Source organism: Butyrivibrio sp. VCB2001, assembly GCF_000423965.1.
In the GTDB taxonomy this organism is placed as follows: Bacteria; Bacillota; Clostridia; order Lachnospirales; family Lachnospiraceae; genus Butyrivibrio.
Map to the genome: position 1 here is coordinate 57,702 of NZ_AUIZ01000008.1, position 13,076 is coordinate 70,777.

Below are 13,076 nucleotides of genomic sequence, written 5' to 3' on the forward strand. Positions count from 1 at the left end.
GTCAAATATGAAAATTGCTATGATAGGGCATAAGAGAATACCTTCAAGAGAAGGCGGTGTAGAAATAGTTGTCGAAGAACTAGCCAGCCGCCTGGTTCAAATGGGGCATTCTGTTACTGTTTACAATAGAAAAGGACGTAATGTTGCTGACAAGAATGCTGATCTTGAAGCCCATAAACTTAAAAAGTATAAGGGAATAAGAATTGTTCATGTGCCCACACCTGACAATAAAGCTCTTAATGCCATTGTCTATTCATTTATAGCTACTATCATGGCTGTTTTTGGAAATTACGATGTAATTCATTACCATGCTGAAGGCCCATGCCTGATGCTTATTATTCCACATATACTTGGCATTAGAACCATAGCTACAATACATGGCCTTGATTGGCAACGTGCTAAGTGGGGCGGTTTTGCAACAAAGATATTAAAGCTCGGTGAGAAAATCGCGGCCAAATATGCGGATGAAGTAATTGTTCTATCGAGAAATGTTCAGCAGTATTTTAAAGACACCTATAACAGAGAAACCATATATATTCCTAATGGTGTCACAAGAACAGAATTCCGTGATCCTGATATAATAGCCAATAAGTTTGGTCTTGAAAAAGATAAGTATATTCTTTATCTTGGAAGAATAGTTCCGGAAAAGGGTATAACATACTTGATGGAAGCTTTTTCAAGGATTGATACAGATATGAAGCTCGTAATTGCCGGAGGAAGAAGCCATACCGGAGATTATGAGAATGAAGTAAAAAGACTTGCTAAAAAGGATAAGAGAATTGTCCTTACAGGATTTGTCCAGGGGCATCTGTTCTCAGAATTATATAGCAACACTTATCTTTATGTGCTCCCCAGTGATATTGAGGGAATGCCAATAAGTCTATTGGAGGCTATGAGTTTTGGCCGAAGATGTCTTGTGAGTGATATTCCTGAAAACAAGGAAGCATGTAAAGAATATGCTATGTATTTCGAAAAATCCAACGTTGATGATCTTGAGAAAAAGCTTAGAGCAGCCATAAGTGATCCTGAGCTTTTTTATACTGATTATGAGATCATGAACTATTGTTACAACAGATTTAACTGGAATGAAGTAACCAGTGCCAGTGTTATACTCTATATTGATGCCATCATCAATGTAGAGAGGATAGATAAGGTTTAAATGCGCAATAATTTTCAGATTCTGATAGATGTATTTCAAGCTGAAACGCAGGGATTAAATTTAGGGTTTTTTATAAACGTATCAATTTTGATAGCTATTCTTTTATTTATACCTGCGTTTTTTATAAATAGAAGGAAAAAAATCAGTACAGTAAAGCTTCTTCAATTCTATCTATTTTTGGTATATTCTTGGTTTGTTCTTAATATAACAATACTCAGGAGACCCATTGGATCCAGAGAGAGTATTGTTCATCTGTTTATCAATCTTGGCTTTGGTCTTAGAACAGGTAATCCTTCTTTTCGAGTAAGTGCCTACAGTATTTATAATATTATTTTATTTATACCAATAGGTATATTGGCATATCTTGCATTTAGAAACAAGATGTGCTTTAAAAGTATTGCCATAACAACACTTATTGGGGTATGCTACAGTTTGTTGATTGAAACTACGCAACTTATAACAGGCACAGGAATGTTTGAATTAACTGATATCTTGACTAATACGACAGGGAGCTTTATTGGGGCAGTTTTATGTGCCTTATTTATAAAATTATCTGGCAATAAAATAGATACGGAGCAGAAATAAGATGAAAGTATTAATGGTGAACAAGTTCTTGTATCCCAATGGTGGATCAGAGACGTACATATTTAAACTTGGCGAAGCTCTTATGGCTAATGGACATGAAGTGCAATACTTCGGAATGGAACATGAGGGTAGATGTGTTGGCAACAATATGAACGCATATACATCTGATATGGATTTTCATGACGCTTCTAAGCTTAAGAAGATGACATATCCTCTTAAGACTATTTATTCCAAGGAAGCGCGCCAGAAGATAAGACTTGTTCTTGATGATTTTGCACCTGATGTAGTTCATCTCAATAATTTTAATTATCAGCTTACTCCATCAATAATCCTTGAAATAGTTGATTGGAGAAAGAAGACAGGCCATAAATGCAAGATTGTCTTCACGGCTCATGATTATCAGCTTGTTTGCCCAAATCACATGTGTAATAATCCCAATACTCATGAGAATTGTGAGAAGTGCCTGACAGGCAGCTTTATGAACTGCACCAAAGGCAAATGCATCCATGGCAGTACAGCGAAGAGTTTTATTGGAACTCTCGAGGCTTCATTCTGGAAGATGAAGGGAACATATAAGTATATTGATACCTTCATTTGCTGCAGTAACTTCATGAAAACTAAACTGGATACAAACCCGTTATTTGCAAAGAAGACTGTAGCTATTCACAACTTCCTTGATGCTATAGACTGGATGGAGGTCAACAAAGAGGATTACGTGCTTTACTTTGGAAGATTCTCAGAAGAAAAAGGAGTCAGAACTTTAATCGAAGCTGCAAAGAGGCTTCCTGAAGTTAACTTTATTTTTGCCGGGAAAGGTCCTTTGGAGAATCTGCTTGAAGGAATAGACAATATTAAAAATGTCGGCTTTAAGAGTGGCGGTGAGCTATCTGATCTTATCAGAAAGGCAAGAGCATCTGTATATCCTTCTGAGTGGTATGAGAACTGTCCATTCTCTGTCATGGAATCACAGCTCTATGGAACACCTGTTATCGGAGCAGATATCGGTGGTATACCTGAACTTATAAAAGCCGGAGAAACTGGCCTTTTATTCAAAGCCGGAGATGTAGATGCATTGTGCGAATCGATACATAAACTCTGGCAAGATGATAATCTGGCAAAAGAAATGCATGAAGCATGTAAAGAATTGTCTTTTGATACTATAGATCAGTATTTGGAAAAATTACTTGTTATATATAAGTGATTATGGAATTTAAGATGATTTCATTTATTTGTATGGCTGCTATTGTGTTGTTTTTGCTTTTTTTGGTTTTAAATAAAGTAAAATTGGAAAAATCTAATGACGATTTTTTCGGAGTTGCAGACACTACTGCAATGAGAGGCCTTTGGTGCTTGATCATCGTACTGGTGCATATACCTATAGCATATCAGAATCAAATACAGGATATGATAGGCAGTTTTGCTTATATAGGTGTTACATTTTTTTTTATGACATCGGGTTATGGATTAAAGCTAGGACTGATGAGACACCCGGAATCAATTGGCAGCTTTTGGAAAAGGAGAATACCTAAGCTGGTTATTCCGTATTTTATAGCCATATTAATCTATTTGTTTTTATTTTTATTGAATAAAGAATCTATAGAACCGTATTTATTTTATTCGGTAGGTGGTTGGGTTTTATGGCTGATCTTTTGTTACTTTACATTTTGGGCAGTAAACACTATAAAGCTGTCAGAACGTTATAAAGATATAGTCATTTCAGCAGTAATCATATTAGTCAGCATCGTGATGTTTTTATGTGGAAATATTATCAGTTTTACAACATGGGTAACTGAGATTTATGGTTTTATTTGGGGAATATGGTTAGCAAACAACAATGAAAGATTTAAAGAATTTGCTATAAGAAAATGGCATGCAAAAGTTGTCGTTTTCTGCATGCTAGCTGCTTTATTGGGAGTTTTGTACCTTAGGTATAAAACCATATATTTTATAGGGAATTATATATTAAAGATTCTCTTGGGGCTTGCGATACTTGTCTTTATTTTAGTGCTAACATCGAGAATTATCATAGGAAACAGGACAATAAATTTTATTGGAAAAATATCTTACGAAATATTCTTGTGTCATGGTATTGCGATAAAAATAGTTGAGATGTGTTTCTCACATATTGAGTCTGGCTTGTTTATTGCAATGGCCCTAATTGTTTCTGTTATCATTGCAACAGTTGTCAGGGCTATTGCAAATAAATGGATAAATATTATGTTTTTAAAGGAGATAAAAAATGGCTGAGAAAAAGCTAAATGGAACCGTAATAGTAACATACAGATGTAATGCACGATGCTCTATGTGCAACAGATACAAAGCACCAAGTAAACCCGAGGAGGAGATTTCAATTGAAACAATCAAAAAGCTTCCTCAGATGTATTTTACAAACATTACAGGTGGTGAGCCTTTCATTAGAACTGATATCAAGGACATCGTAAGAGAGCTTTATAAAAAATCAGACAGAATTGTAATATCAACAAATGGATTCTTTACAGATCGAATCGTTGACCTTTGTAAGGAGTTTCCACAGATTGGTATTCGTATTTCAATCGAAGGTCTTGAGAATACCAATAATGAGATCAGAGGACTTGAAAATGGTTATCAGAGAGGTTACCAAACCCTTAAAACTCTTCGTGAGATGGGAATGAAGGACGTTGGATTTGGCATGACAGTTCAGGATAAGAATGCACCTGACCTGGTTCCACTTTACAAACTCTCAGATGAGATGGGAATGGAGTTTGCTACAGCCTCTCTTCATAACAGTTTCTATTTTGTTGAGGCTAAGAACATTATTAAAGATCGTCCTATGGTCGCCAAGAACTTTGAGAACCTTGTCAATGAACTTCTTGCCAGCAAGAGCCCTAAAAAGTGGTTCAGAGCTTATTTCAACCATGGCCTTATCAATTACATTTATGGTCAGAAGAGACTTCTTCCATGTGATATGTCTTTTGACACATTCTTTATCGATCCTTACGGCGATGTAATGCCATGTAACGGAACCAAGGATAAGGAGGTTATGGGTAACCTCAATGAACAGAGCTGGGATGAACTGTGGAATTCACCGGAAGCTGAAGCAGTACGTAAAAAGGTACGTTGCTGCGATAGAGACTGTTGGATGATAGGTTCAGTTTCTCCTGCTATGCATAAGTACATCTGGGTTCCACTTTGGTGGGTAATCCGTCACAAGGCTAAGTTCTGGACCAAGAAGAAATACAGCATGTATGAGAACAAGATTGTTCGCGACCTTCGCGATGGCAAGGTTACGAAGGAAGAGCTTGATAAGTGCAGTACCTGCGATATGTGTGCTACTGTAAATAATGGCCTTTCAGCTGCATCTATGGAGCAGCTCAAGGATAAGACCGGTGAAGAAATCGTTGATGCAGATATCGCTGCACAGATGAATAAGTAATACCGTTAATAGATTGGATGGTGAATAGTAATTGAGTAGTAATAGAGTTGCTTTAATCGGTTTAGATGGTTCAGGAAAATCTGCTAATATTTCTTTGATGAAGAAAGATAGTGATTATAAGGATTATGACTTTATGTGGGTTAGGTGGAAGCCGACTCTTCTAAAGCCTCTTTATAAAATTGTTAATAAGAAATCATCAAACGGTGGCAATAAAACCGCTGAAAAAACTGAAAGAGTTGCTATTAAGCAGGAGTATGAAGCAAAGGCAGGAATAAAGAAAAGAATATTCAAAAGCCCATTTGTCAGAAAAATGTGGCTTGGTCTGGCAACTCTTGATTACTTTTTTCAATTCTATGCAAAAACACTGAAGATGCTGCTCAAGAAGAGAAATATCATTTTTGACAGATATTATCTGGATTTATTTGTGGATCAGGGTATCAATTTCGGATATAGTCCGAATAGAATACATAGGGAGATTAAAAGAAAAGAATGGCTATTTCCTAAAATGAACAAAATTGTTTACATTCGCGTTAATCCTCGTACATGTTATGAGAGAAAGGATGATATTCCCAATATGGAATACCTTGAGAAGAGGTATGAAATATATGAATATATTTCAAAGGCAGACAATTGGGATATCATCGACGGGAATGAACCTTTGGCAGAGGTTAACAAAAAAATCAAGCAAAGGATAATAGGTGACTAACAATGAGTAAACAGAAAACTATTATGATTATTTTGGATGGCTATGATTATTCTTTTGTTATGAAGAATCTCGCTTCACTGCCTTTTCTTAGCCAGCTCAATGATCAGAAAAAACTAGCAGCGTTGGAGTCAGTTGTTCCGGCTGATTCAATCCCTTCCTGGACTACAATTTACACAGGCTTAAATCCTGCAGAGCATGGTGTAATTGAGTCAATCGACTACCTGAGTTTCAAGAAAAAGATCAAGGGTGATTATTCTGTAATAAAGGGTAAAGCTTTCTGGGATAAGCTTAGCGAGAAAGGAAAGAAAGTATTAGTATTTAATCCGTTTATCGCATATCCTGCCTGGGATGTGAATGGTCTTATGATTTCGGGACCGGTTTTTGAAGGAGGCGAGATAAGCACTAACAAGCCTGAGGAAGTCGATATTTCCAAGCTTCCACCTTTAGGAGGACTTGTAGACAATCCTAACGATAAAACAATGCCGGCCTTTTTTGAAAACAATATGAAACTGACAGAAAAACAGTTTGATTCCTTTATGGATTACTTCTCAAAAGGCAATTATGATTTTGCTTTCCTTGGCATCTTGACTTCAGACAGAATGCAGCATTTCTTATGGAAGTATAACGATCCTACAGATAACTGGTATAAAAAAGGAAATAGAATGGAAGGTTCTATCCTGAAAATGTATCAGTTGATGGAGAGAAGAGTTAAGGAAATCTTTGATAAGTATCAGGATGAATACAATATTGTTGTCATTAGTGACCATGGACATGGCAGACGCGTACAGAAGACATTCTATGTTAATCAGTGGTTGATTAACGAAGGCATCATAAAGGATAAAAAACTTAAGAAGCGTGCCATTGAGTATTCCAAGAATATGACATTAAGATTCCTGGCTAGACACAAAATCGTTGAGCCTGGAACAAGATTCTTTAAGAAATTTAAGTTTGCTCATAAGGTTAAGAATGCAGATTATGTATTCAAATCTAATGATAGCAAGGTATATGCTCCAAAATTTGACGGTTGCAATCCATTTGGTGGTATTTGCGTAAACAAAGACAAGTTTTCTTCTGTTGAAGAGTACGAAGCAATGCGTCAAAAGATCATTGATGATCTGATGAAGGTTAAAGATCATGATAAGCAGATCATGATGTGGGTAAAGAGAAGAGAGGATATCTATTCCGGCGCAAAGGTTAATAATTTCCCGGAGATTGTTTACAGAATGGATCCTGACTATGGCGTTGACAGAGGCTTGTTTGGCCACAAGCTCTTTGGAATCAATGCTATGCACGAGATCATTTCTGGTGGACATAAATTTGAAGGAATCATTTGGGGAACGCGAACAGATGTCTGCGAAGTAAAATCTGTTCTTAATATGCATAATTATATAATGGGGTTGTTTGATTTGGGTGAATCTAAGTAATAACTGGGGAAAGAGTAAAGAGAGAAAATAAAGTGGTTATAATATCTGATTGTTTGATTAACAAAAAAGATGAGGGTGGAATTAAAGTAGCTAGTAGTCTGGCTAAGAGATTGAAGGACAGAAATTCTGCATATTTAATATCTTATTCAGAAGATGATTTTGCAGATGAGAGGGTTAATGTCAACAGATCTTTTACCAATAAGGAATTGTACAGGTCTATTTCTGATAAGAGTGGGCCAATAATCTATATACCTTTTTCTTCAAACAGTATGGGAGGAGTTCTCAGAACTTTCTTCCTATCAAAGAAGAGTAAGAAAAAGGTATATAGCTTGTTTGTATTGCGTCACCCAATGGATTTTGTTAAGAAGGCAATTTTGTCTTTGTCAGGTGCTAAGATTATCGCATTATCCAGAGAATCTTATGACTATTATAATGACCTTTTTAATGATCGTGTCATATATCTGAAAACAGGAATTGATACAACAAAGTTTACACCCTGTTCTCTGGAAGAAAAGAATGCTATAAGAATCAAATATGGATATGCAGAAAGTGATAGAATAGTTCTTCATGTAGGACACTTAAAAAGGGGAAGAAATGTCGATAAACTGCTGAATATTTCCAGTGATTACAAGGTGCTTGTTCTGGTCAGCTCAGTTACCCAAAAAGATCCTGACCTGGAAGCACAATTAAAAAAATCTGAGAATATCAAAGTTATAGATACTTACATCCCGAATGTCGAAGAAATTTACAAGATGGCTGATGTATATCTGTTCCCTGTTGAAGAAGCAAGGAATTGCATAGATGTTCCTCTGTCAGTGCTAGAAGCAGCAGCATGCAATGTACCTGTTGTGTGCACTGAATATGGAGAATTAAAAGAATTCCGCAATGCTGACGGATTCTGTTTCCTTAAGGATTTAGGAAGCGATTCTTTAAACAAAGCACTTGATAAGATGTATCATTTAGACAATAACAATCGAGATATTGTTCTTGAATATGACTGGTCGAATGCGGTCAAGAGACTTGAAGAGTTGGACTGATAAAGAGAGAAAAATGAAGCCAAAAGTTAGTATTATCATCCCTATATACAACGTAGAAAAATACCTTGAAAGAAGTGTTAATTCTGTAATAAACCAGTCTTTTAAGGATTTAGAGATCATACTAGTTGACGACGAGTCTCCGGATAATTGTCCTGATATGTGTGAGAGCTTTAAAGAGGCAGATAGCAGGATTAAAGTTATACACAAGAAAAACGGAGGTCTTGGACTTGCCCGTAATTCAGGACTGGATGTAGCCACCGGAGACTACGTTTTCTTTTTGGATTCAGATGATTATATCGATCTGGATACAATAGAGTGTATGTACAATGCAGCTATTTCTAATGATGCAGATTTTGTAAGGGTTGATAATTACAGAGAATCTCTTGATGGCAGGATATTAAATGAATCCTATGTGCCTCCAATGAGAGAGGGGGTATATGACAAGGAAGAATTAAGACAGGATTTATTGTTCCCTCAATTTGGAATGGCACCCACTGATACGGCAGATAAATATGTTTCCTGCAGTGTTTGGAGAAATCTTTATAGAAAAGATATTATTGATGCCGAAAATATCCGATTTGTATCCGAACGAGAGATGATATCTGAGGATATCCCGTTCAACCTTGATTTTATGATGAGAGCTGACCGGGCATATGTAATCAATAGGAAGTTCTATCATTATATTGTTAATGACAGTTCTTTAACCCAGTCTTATAAAGCGGATCGATTCAATAAAGAACTGGATCTGTACAGAGGACTTGAAAAAAGGCTCACTGAATATGGCGTATATGAGCCCTGTGAAGAAAGAATGAAGAGATTTCTCATGACTCGCGCCAGAAACAGCATAAAAAGAGAACTTATTGGTAATACCGATAAAGCAAAAGCTAAAGAGAATGTTAAGAAAATTCTTGGCACACAGGAACTGGAAAAAATCTTTAAAACTTATGATGGTAATAAATTGCCAATGAAGTACAGACTCGTCTTTTGGGCAATGAAATATAAGTGGATAGATGTTTTGTGGGTTATCAGGAATAAGCTTTAAGCTTTTAGAAAGAAATTACAGATATGGAGCACATGGTTTCAGTGATCATGCCGGCATACAATGCCCAGGTCACATGTGAAAAGTCAATAAAGAGTGTCCTTAACCAGACCTATAAGGATTTTGAACTGATCATCATAAATGATGGTTCTTCTGATAATACAGAAGAAAAGTGTAAAAATCTTATTACCGGACATGAAAACGCCAGAGTTATAACGCAGAATAACCAGGGCGTTTCTGCTGCCAGAAATAATGGAATCCAAAATGCTACTGGTAAATATATTGCATTTATCGATTCAGATGACGAGTATAAAGAGACATTTTTGGAAAAGATGGTAGGTGCTGCTGAGGCTGAAGATGCAGATCTTGTGCTTTGTGGCTTTTCAGAGATGAAAGGCACAGAAGAGCACGTTATGTATATTCCTGAGGCATGCGGATCAAAAAAAGACTACTGCAATCACCTTTTAAAAAAAATAGCCGGAGCATCAGGGTTAAATATCCCATGGAATAAACTATATAGAAGAGACAAAATTCAATATCTGTTCAATACTCAAACGCAGATGGGAGAAGACCTTGAATTTGTCTGCAAATATATTGCCGATATTGGTAAAGTGACTTCTGTTCAGGAATCGCTTTACTATTACGACACAAATATGGAGTCTTCGTTGACGTCACATCTGGACTTGAAACTGAGAGCAATTTCTGCAGATATGTTAGTAATGATGGAATTAACTGATAATGTAGGGCTTTCTCAGAATATTGTTAAGAACAAGTTCTATGACAGGATAGAGGGAATTCTTAAGCCACTTAATAGAAATGATTATAAGGAGGCTTTGAGATTTCTATATGGAGAAGAGAAATTTGTCAGATTATTGAACTGGGCTCCTGATCGAGCAAAAAATAAGTTTATTCGTTTTTGTTTGGTTCATCATTGTATAAATGCTTTATTCCTGTATCTTTCAGCTAAGAAAGGGATAAAAGGGATACTTAAATAGAGAGAAGCGATTATGAACGGTGTATTCAAGATTGAGAAAATACTTAGGACATCCTTGCTGGTAATAATGCTTATATTAATGTGTGAGGGTTTTACAATTATTCAGAATTCCAATAAATACTTATTCATATTGGGATTTCTGGCAGCAATTGGTCTATTCTTGTGTAAAGAAGAAAAAGTTATTAACTTTGGTTACAAGAATCCATTTGTGATTTTACTCTCAGCATACCTGATTTTTGATTATTTTGTTATTAACTATGAGTCGACACTAATATATGTTTATTATCTGATAATCTGGCTTTTTGTCCTGGTTTTATTACTGGATATGGGAGAAAGTTTTTTCAGATTGCTGATAAATGGAGTATATTACTTTACTATTTTTGAAATGGTTACAGTGCTGTTAGAACTTGCAACAAAACATTTAAGCTTGTTGGTGCTTAAGCCATTATATTCAAATAATATCTATGCATCTATAGTGATTATTGCATCGAGAGGTTATTATGTTGGGGTGGTTGGAGAGAAGGCTGCTGCTGCATTCTGGCTTATAATAGGCCTTTCAATGTTTTTGGTCAAACATGTAAAAAAAGGTGAAAGCATTAGCATCAAGACAATAATTGGCACAGCTTTGTTTATGCTTTGCATTGCACTGACTGCGAAGAGAACAATAATAGTCTTTGCAATAATATTGATCGCATCACAGTTTCTTCTTGTTAATTATTCAAAGAAAACAATAACTGTTTTTGTGCTTATTATTGTTGCCATGGCAGGGGCTTACTTTGTGTACCAATATGTACCTGCAGTTCAGCTTATGATAGATAGATTTAGTAGTTCCACTGAAGACTTATCTACGATGAACAGCAGAACCATGTTATGGGATTATGCAAAAGAAATGTTCCATGCAAGACCTGTATTCGGTTGGGGAAGAGGAACATTTCATCTTGATTCTCCAAATAATATGGAAGGTCACAACGTTTACCTTCAAAATTTCGCTGAAAATGGGATTGTCGGTGGATGTTTGTGGATGCTTACGTACGCCTCCGGTCTTATAACACTGATTTATTTATACATTAAGACACATGATGAACTTGTTAAGATACTAATGTTTTCGCAAGGCTTATTCTTATTATACAGTTTGACTGAAAATGTATTATTCACGACATCCTTTGAAGGATACTATATTGTAACCTTTATAGGATTAAGCTATGCTTTAAAGAAGTTTAGGACATCGGATATATGAAAAAGTTAAATGGAAAAAGACAGCTAAGTCTGATGATGATCATTACATTCATCACTCAGTTCTTGGCTATTTATAAATCTACGATAACAGCTGCCAATTTTGGAGCAGGAACTGAGCTTGACGCGTACAATTTCTCTAATAATCTTGCAACTTTTCTGTTGACGTTTGTTGCCACGGGGATAACCACAGTAGTAATTCCCGCATACATCAAAAAAACCGACAGTAAAGCAGTTGATACATTTATAACATCGATATTCTCGACAGTTATGCTGCTGATGACGATAATGTATATATTCAGAATGCCTCTGGTACATCTGCTGACTCACAGAGAAGAACAGTTTTACGGCTTTGTAAATGAGTTCTTTTTACTGACGATATTTATACAGATGCTACCGGCATTTTTAGGAGTAACTACCGCATATTTTCAGTGCGAGAATAAGTATAATGTACCTAAGATAATTCTTTTGATTTCTAATATAGTTGTTGTAGCGATTCTCGTTGCACTTAAATCATTTACCCTCAAAACATATATATGGATACTTCTTTTGGGAGCAGTCATTCAGTTTGTATTTGATATTCTGATTGCTGTTAAGTGTGGGTTCAGATTTAGGCTTCAGTTAGGAATAAAGAATCAGGAGTTTCAGAAATTATTCAAAGTTTTTATTCCTACTGTATTCAGTAGTGGTCTATACAAAGTTCAATCTCTTATTGATTCACTGCTGACATCAAATATCGGCGTTGGGCAGCTTACTATCCTTACATATTCGAATACCATTGTAGGGATGGTAAATAATATGCTGATAAATAATCTATGTGTATATGCTTATCCCAAGATAGTAAAAGCTCCTGAGAATGAGGAACAGGACATTCTATGGAAATACATTGTGTATTTTCATGGGGTAATCTGCCTTCTTATCGTCGGCTTTTTTGCCGCAGGAAGAGAGTTTATTGGCCTCTTGTATGAGCATGGCAAATTTACACCGCAGGCAGCTGATGCTGTATTTATCTGTATGTGCATATATATCTTTGGACAGCAGAATAACATCATACGTGATCTGATCTATAGATTCTTCTATGGACATGGCGATACAAAGAATACCTTCAAGAACAGTTTTATGGCCAGTGTTGTAAACATTGTAGTAAGTATCATATTGGTTATCCCTATGGGAGTATATGGAATTGTTCTTGGTACTGTGATAGCAGGATTATTTTCACTTATCAGTATTTTGTTAAGGTATAGAAAGAGCTTTGAGTTTAAGTTTAACAAAAAGTTTGTATGCACTGAATTGCTTAAGAATGAAGTTGCTTTGATATTAGGAGCAATAGCTGTCTTTGCAATTAAGAAAGCTACTGGTATTGACTCATATATTATTGGACTGTTCCTATATGGAGCAATATCGGTAATTGTGTTCCTTTTGGTTTTACTGGTTACAAAGAGTGTAGTGATTAAGAGTGTTATTAAACGATAATGTCAGGTGTATTT

Annotated in this window: 12 protein-coding genes; all 12 read left to right on the plus strand. The window is 35.9% G+C overall.

What is annotated here, in order from left to right:
- Positions 1 to 7 precede the first annotated feature (7 nt).
- The 12 genes from G589_RS0109885 to murJ are packed head-to-tail and all read left to right on the plus strand — an operon-like array spanning position 8 to position 13,062.
- Positions 8 to 1,159, plus strand: coding sequence for a glycosyltransferase family 4 protein (locus tag G589_RS0109885; protein ID WP_026522023.1), 1,152 nt, complete (start codon positions 8 to 10; stop codon positions 1,157 to 1,159).
- Entirely contained in the window at positions 1,160 to 1,744 is a 585-nt protein-coding gene (locus G589_RS21135) for a VanZ family protein (RefSeq protein WP_026522024.1), read from the plus strand.
- A gap of 1 nt (position 1,745) precedes the next feature.
- On the plus strand, positions 1,746 to 2,945 hold the full coding sequence (locus G589_RS0109895; protein ID WP_026522025.1) for a glycosyltransferase: 1,200 nt from the start codon (positions 1,746 to 1,748) through the stop codon (positions 2,943 to 2,945).
- Between the two features lie 2 nt (positions 2,946 to 2,947).
- Positions 2,948 to 3,991 (plus strand): acyltransferase family protein, encoded by a 1,044-nt coding sequence (locus G589_RS21140; protein ID WP_051192300.1) that lies wholly within the window; start codon positions 2,948 to 2,950, stop codon positions 3,989 to 3,991.
- Entirely contained in the window at positions 3,984 to 5,156 is a 1,173-nt protein-coding gene (locus G589_RS0109905) for a radical SAM protein (RefSeq protein WP_026522026.1), read from the plus strand. Before G589_RS21140 ends, G589_RS0109905 begins: the two co-directional genes overlap by 8 nt.
- Positions 5,157 to 5,187: 31 nt before the next feature.
- Positions 5,188 to 5,862, plus strand: a complete 675-nt coding sequence (locus G589_RS0109910) for a hypothetical protein (RefSeq protein WP_035775820.1) — start codon at positions 5,188 to 5,190, stop codon at positions 5,860 to 5,862.
- A gap of 2 nt (positions 5,863 to 5,864) precedes the next feature.
- Positions 5,865 to 7,286 (plus strand): alkaline phosphatase family protein, encoded by a 1,422-nt coding sequence (locus G589_RS0109915; protein ID WP_026522028.1) that lies wholly within the window; start codon positions 5,865 to 5,867, stop codon positions 7,284 to 7,286.
- Positions 7,287 to 7,318: 32 nt separating this feature from the next.
- On the plus strand, positions 7,319 to 8,323 hold the full coding sequence (locus tag G589_RS0109920) for a glycosyltransferase family 4 protein (protein ID WP_155832525.1): 1,005 nt from the start codon (positions 7,319 to 7,321) through the stop codon (positions 8,321 to 8,323).
- 13 nt (positions 8,324 to 8,336) lie between these two features.
- Positions 8,337 to 9,365, plus strand: coding sequence for a glycosyltransferase (locus tag G589_RS19520; protein WP_051192301.1), 1,029 nt, complete (start codon positions 8,337 to 8,339; stop codon positions 9,363 to 9,365).
- A gap of 23 nt (positions 9,366 to 9,388) precedes the next feature.
- A complete protein-coding gene (locus tag G589_RS0109930) occupies positions 9,389 to 10,357 on the plus strand; it encodes a glycosyltransferase family 2 protein (RefSeq protein ID WP_026522030.1) in 969 nt (322 codons plus the stop codon).
- Between the two features lie 12 nt (positions 10,358 to 10,369).
- Positions 10,370 to 11,593 carry an O-antigen ligase family protein gene (locus G589_RS0109935; RefSeq protein WP_026522031.1) on the plus strand — a complete coding sequence of 408 codons (1,224 nt, stop codon included), beginning with the start codon at positions 10,370 to 10,372 and terminating at the stop codon, positions 11,591 to 11,593.
- Positions 11,590 to 13,062, plus strand: a complete 1,473-nt coding sequence (gene murJ, locus G589_RS0109940; RefSeq protein ID WP_035775821.1) for a murein biosynthesis integral membrane protein MurJ — start codon at positions 11,590 to 11,592, stop codon at positions 13,060 to 13,062. Before G589_RS0109935 ends, murJ begins: the two co-directional genes overlap by 4 nt.
- The last annotated feature ends 14 nt before the right edge of the window (positions 13,063 to 13,076 follow it).

Excerpts from the sequence above, each read along its gene's own strand:
- G589_RS0109885 (WP_026522023.1), top strand. The coding sequence starts at position 8 with ATGAAAATTGCTATGATAGGGCATAAGAGAATACCTTCAAGAGAAGGC.
- G589_RS21135 (WP_026522024.1), top strand. The coding sequence starts at position 1,160 with ATGCGCAATAATTTTCAGATTCTGATAGATGTATTTCAAGCTGAAACG.
- G589_RS0109895 (WP_026522025.1), top strand. The coding sequence starts at position 1,746 with ATGAAAGTATTAATGGTGAACAAGTTCTTGTATCCCAATGGTGGATCA.
- G589_RS21140 (WP_051192300.1), top strand. The coding sequence starts at position 2,948 with ATGGAATTTAAGATGATTTCATTTATTTGTATGGCTGCTATTGTGTTG.
- G589_RS0109905 (WP_026522026.1), top strand. The coding sequence starts at position 3,984 with ATGGCTGAGAAAAAGCTAAATGGAACCGTAATAGTAACATACAGATGT.
- G589_RS0109915 (WP_026522028.1), top strand. The coding sequence starts at position 5,865 with ATGAGTAAACAGAAAACTATTATGATTATTTTGGATGGCTATGATTAT.
- G589_RS19520 (WP_051192301.1), top strand. The coding sequence starts at position 8,337 with ATGAAGCCAAAAGTTAGTATTATCATCCCTATATACAACGTAGAAAAA.
- G589_RS0109930 (WP_026522030.1), top strand. The coding sequence starts at position 9,389 with ATGGAGCACATGGTTTCAGTGATCATGCCGGCATACAATGCCCAGGTC.
- G589_RS0109935 (WP_026522031.1), top strand. The coding sequence starts at position 10,370 with ATGAACGGTGTATTCAAGATTGAGAAAATACTTAGGACATCCTTGCTG.
- murJ (WP_035775821.1), top strand. The coding sequence starts at position 11,590 with ATGAAAAAGTTAAATGGAAAAAGACAGCTAAGTCTGATGATGATCATT.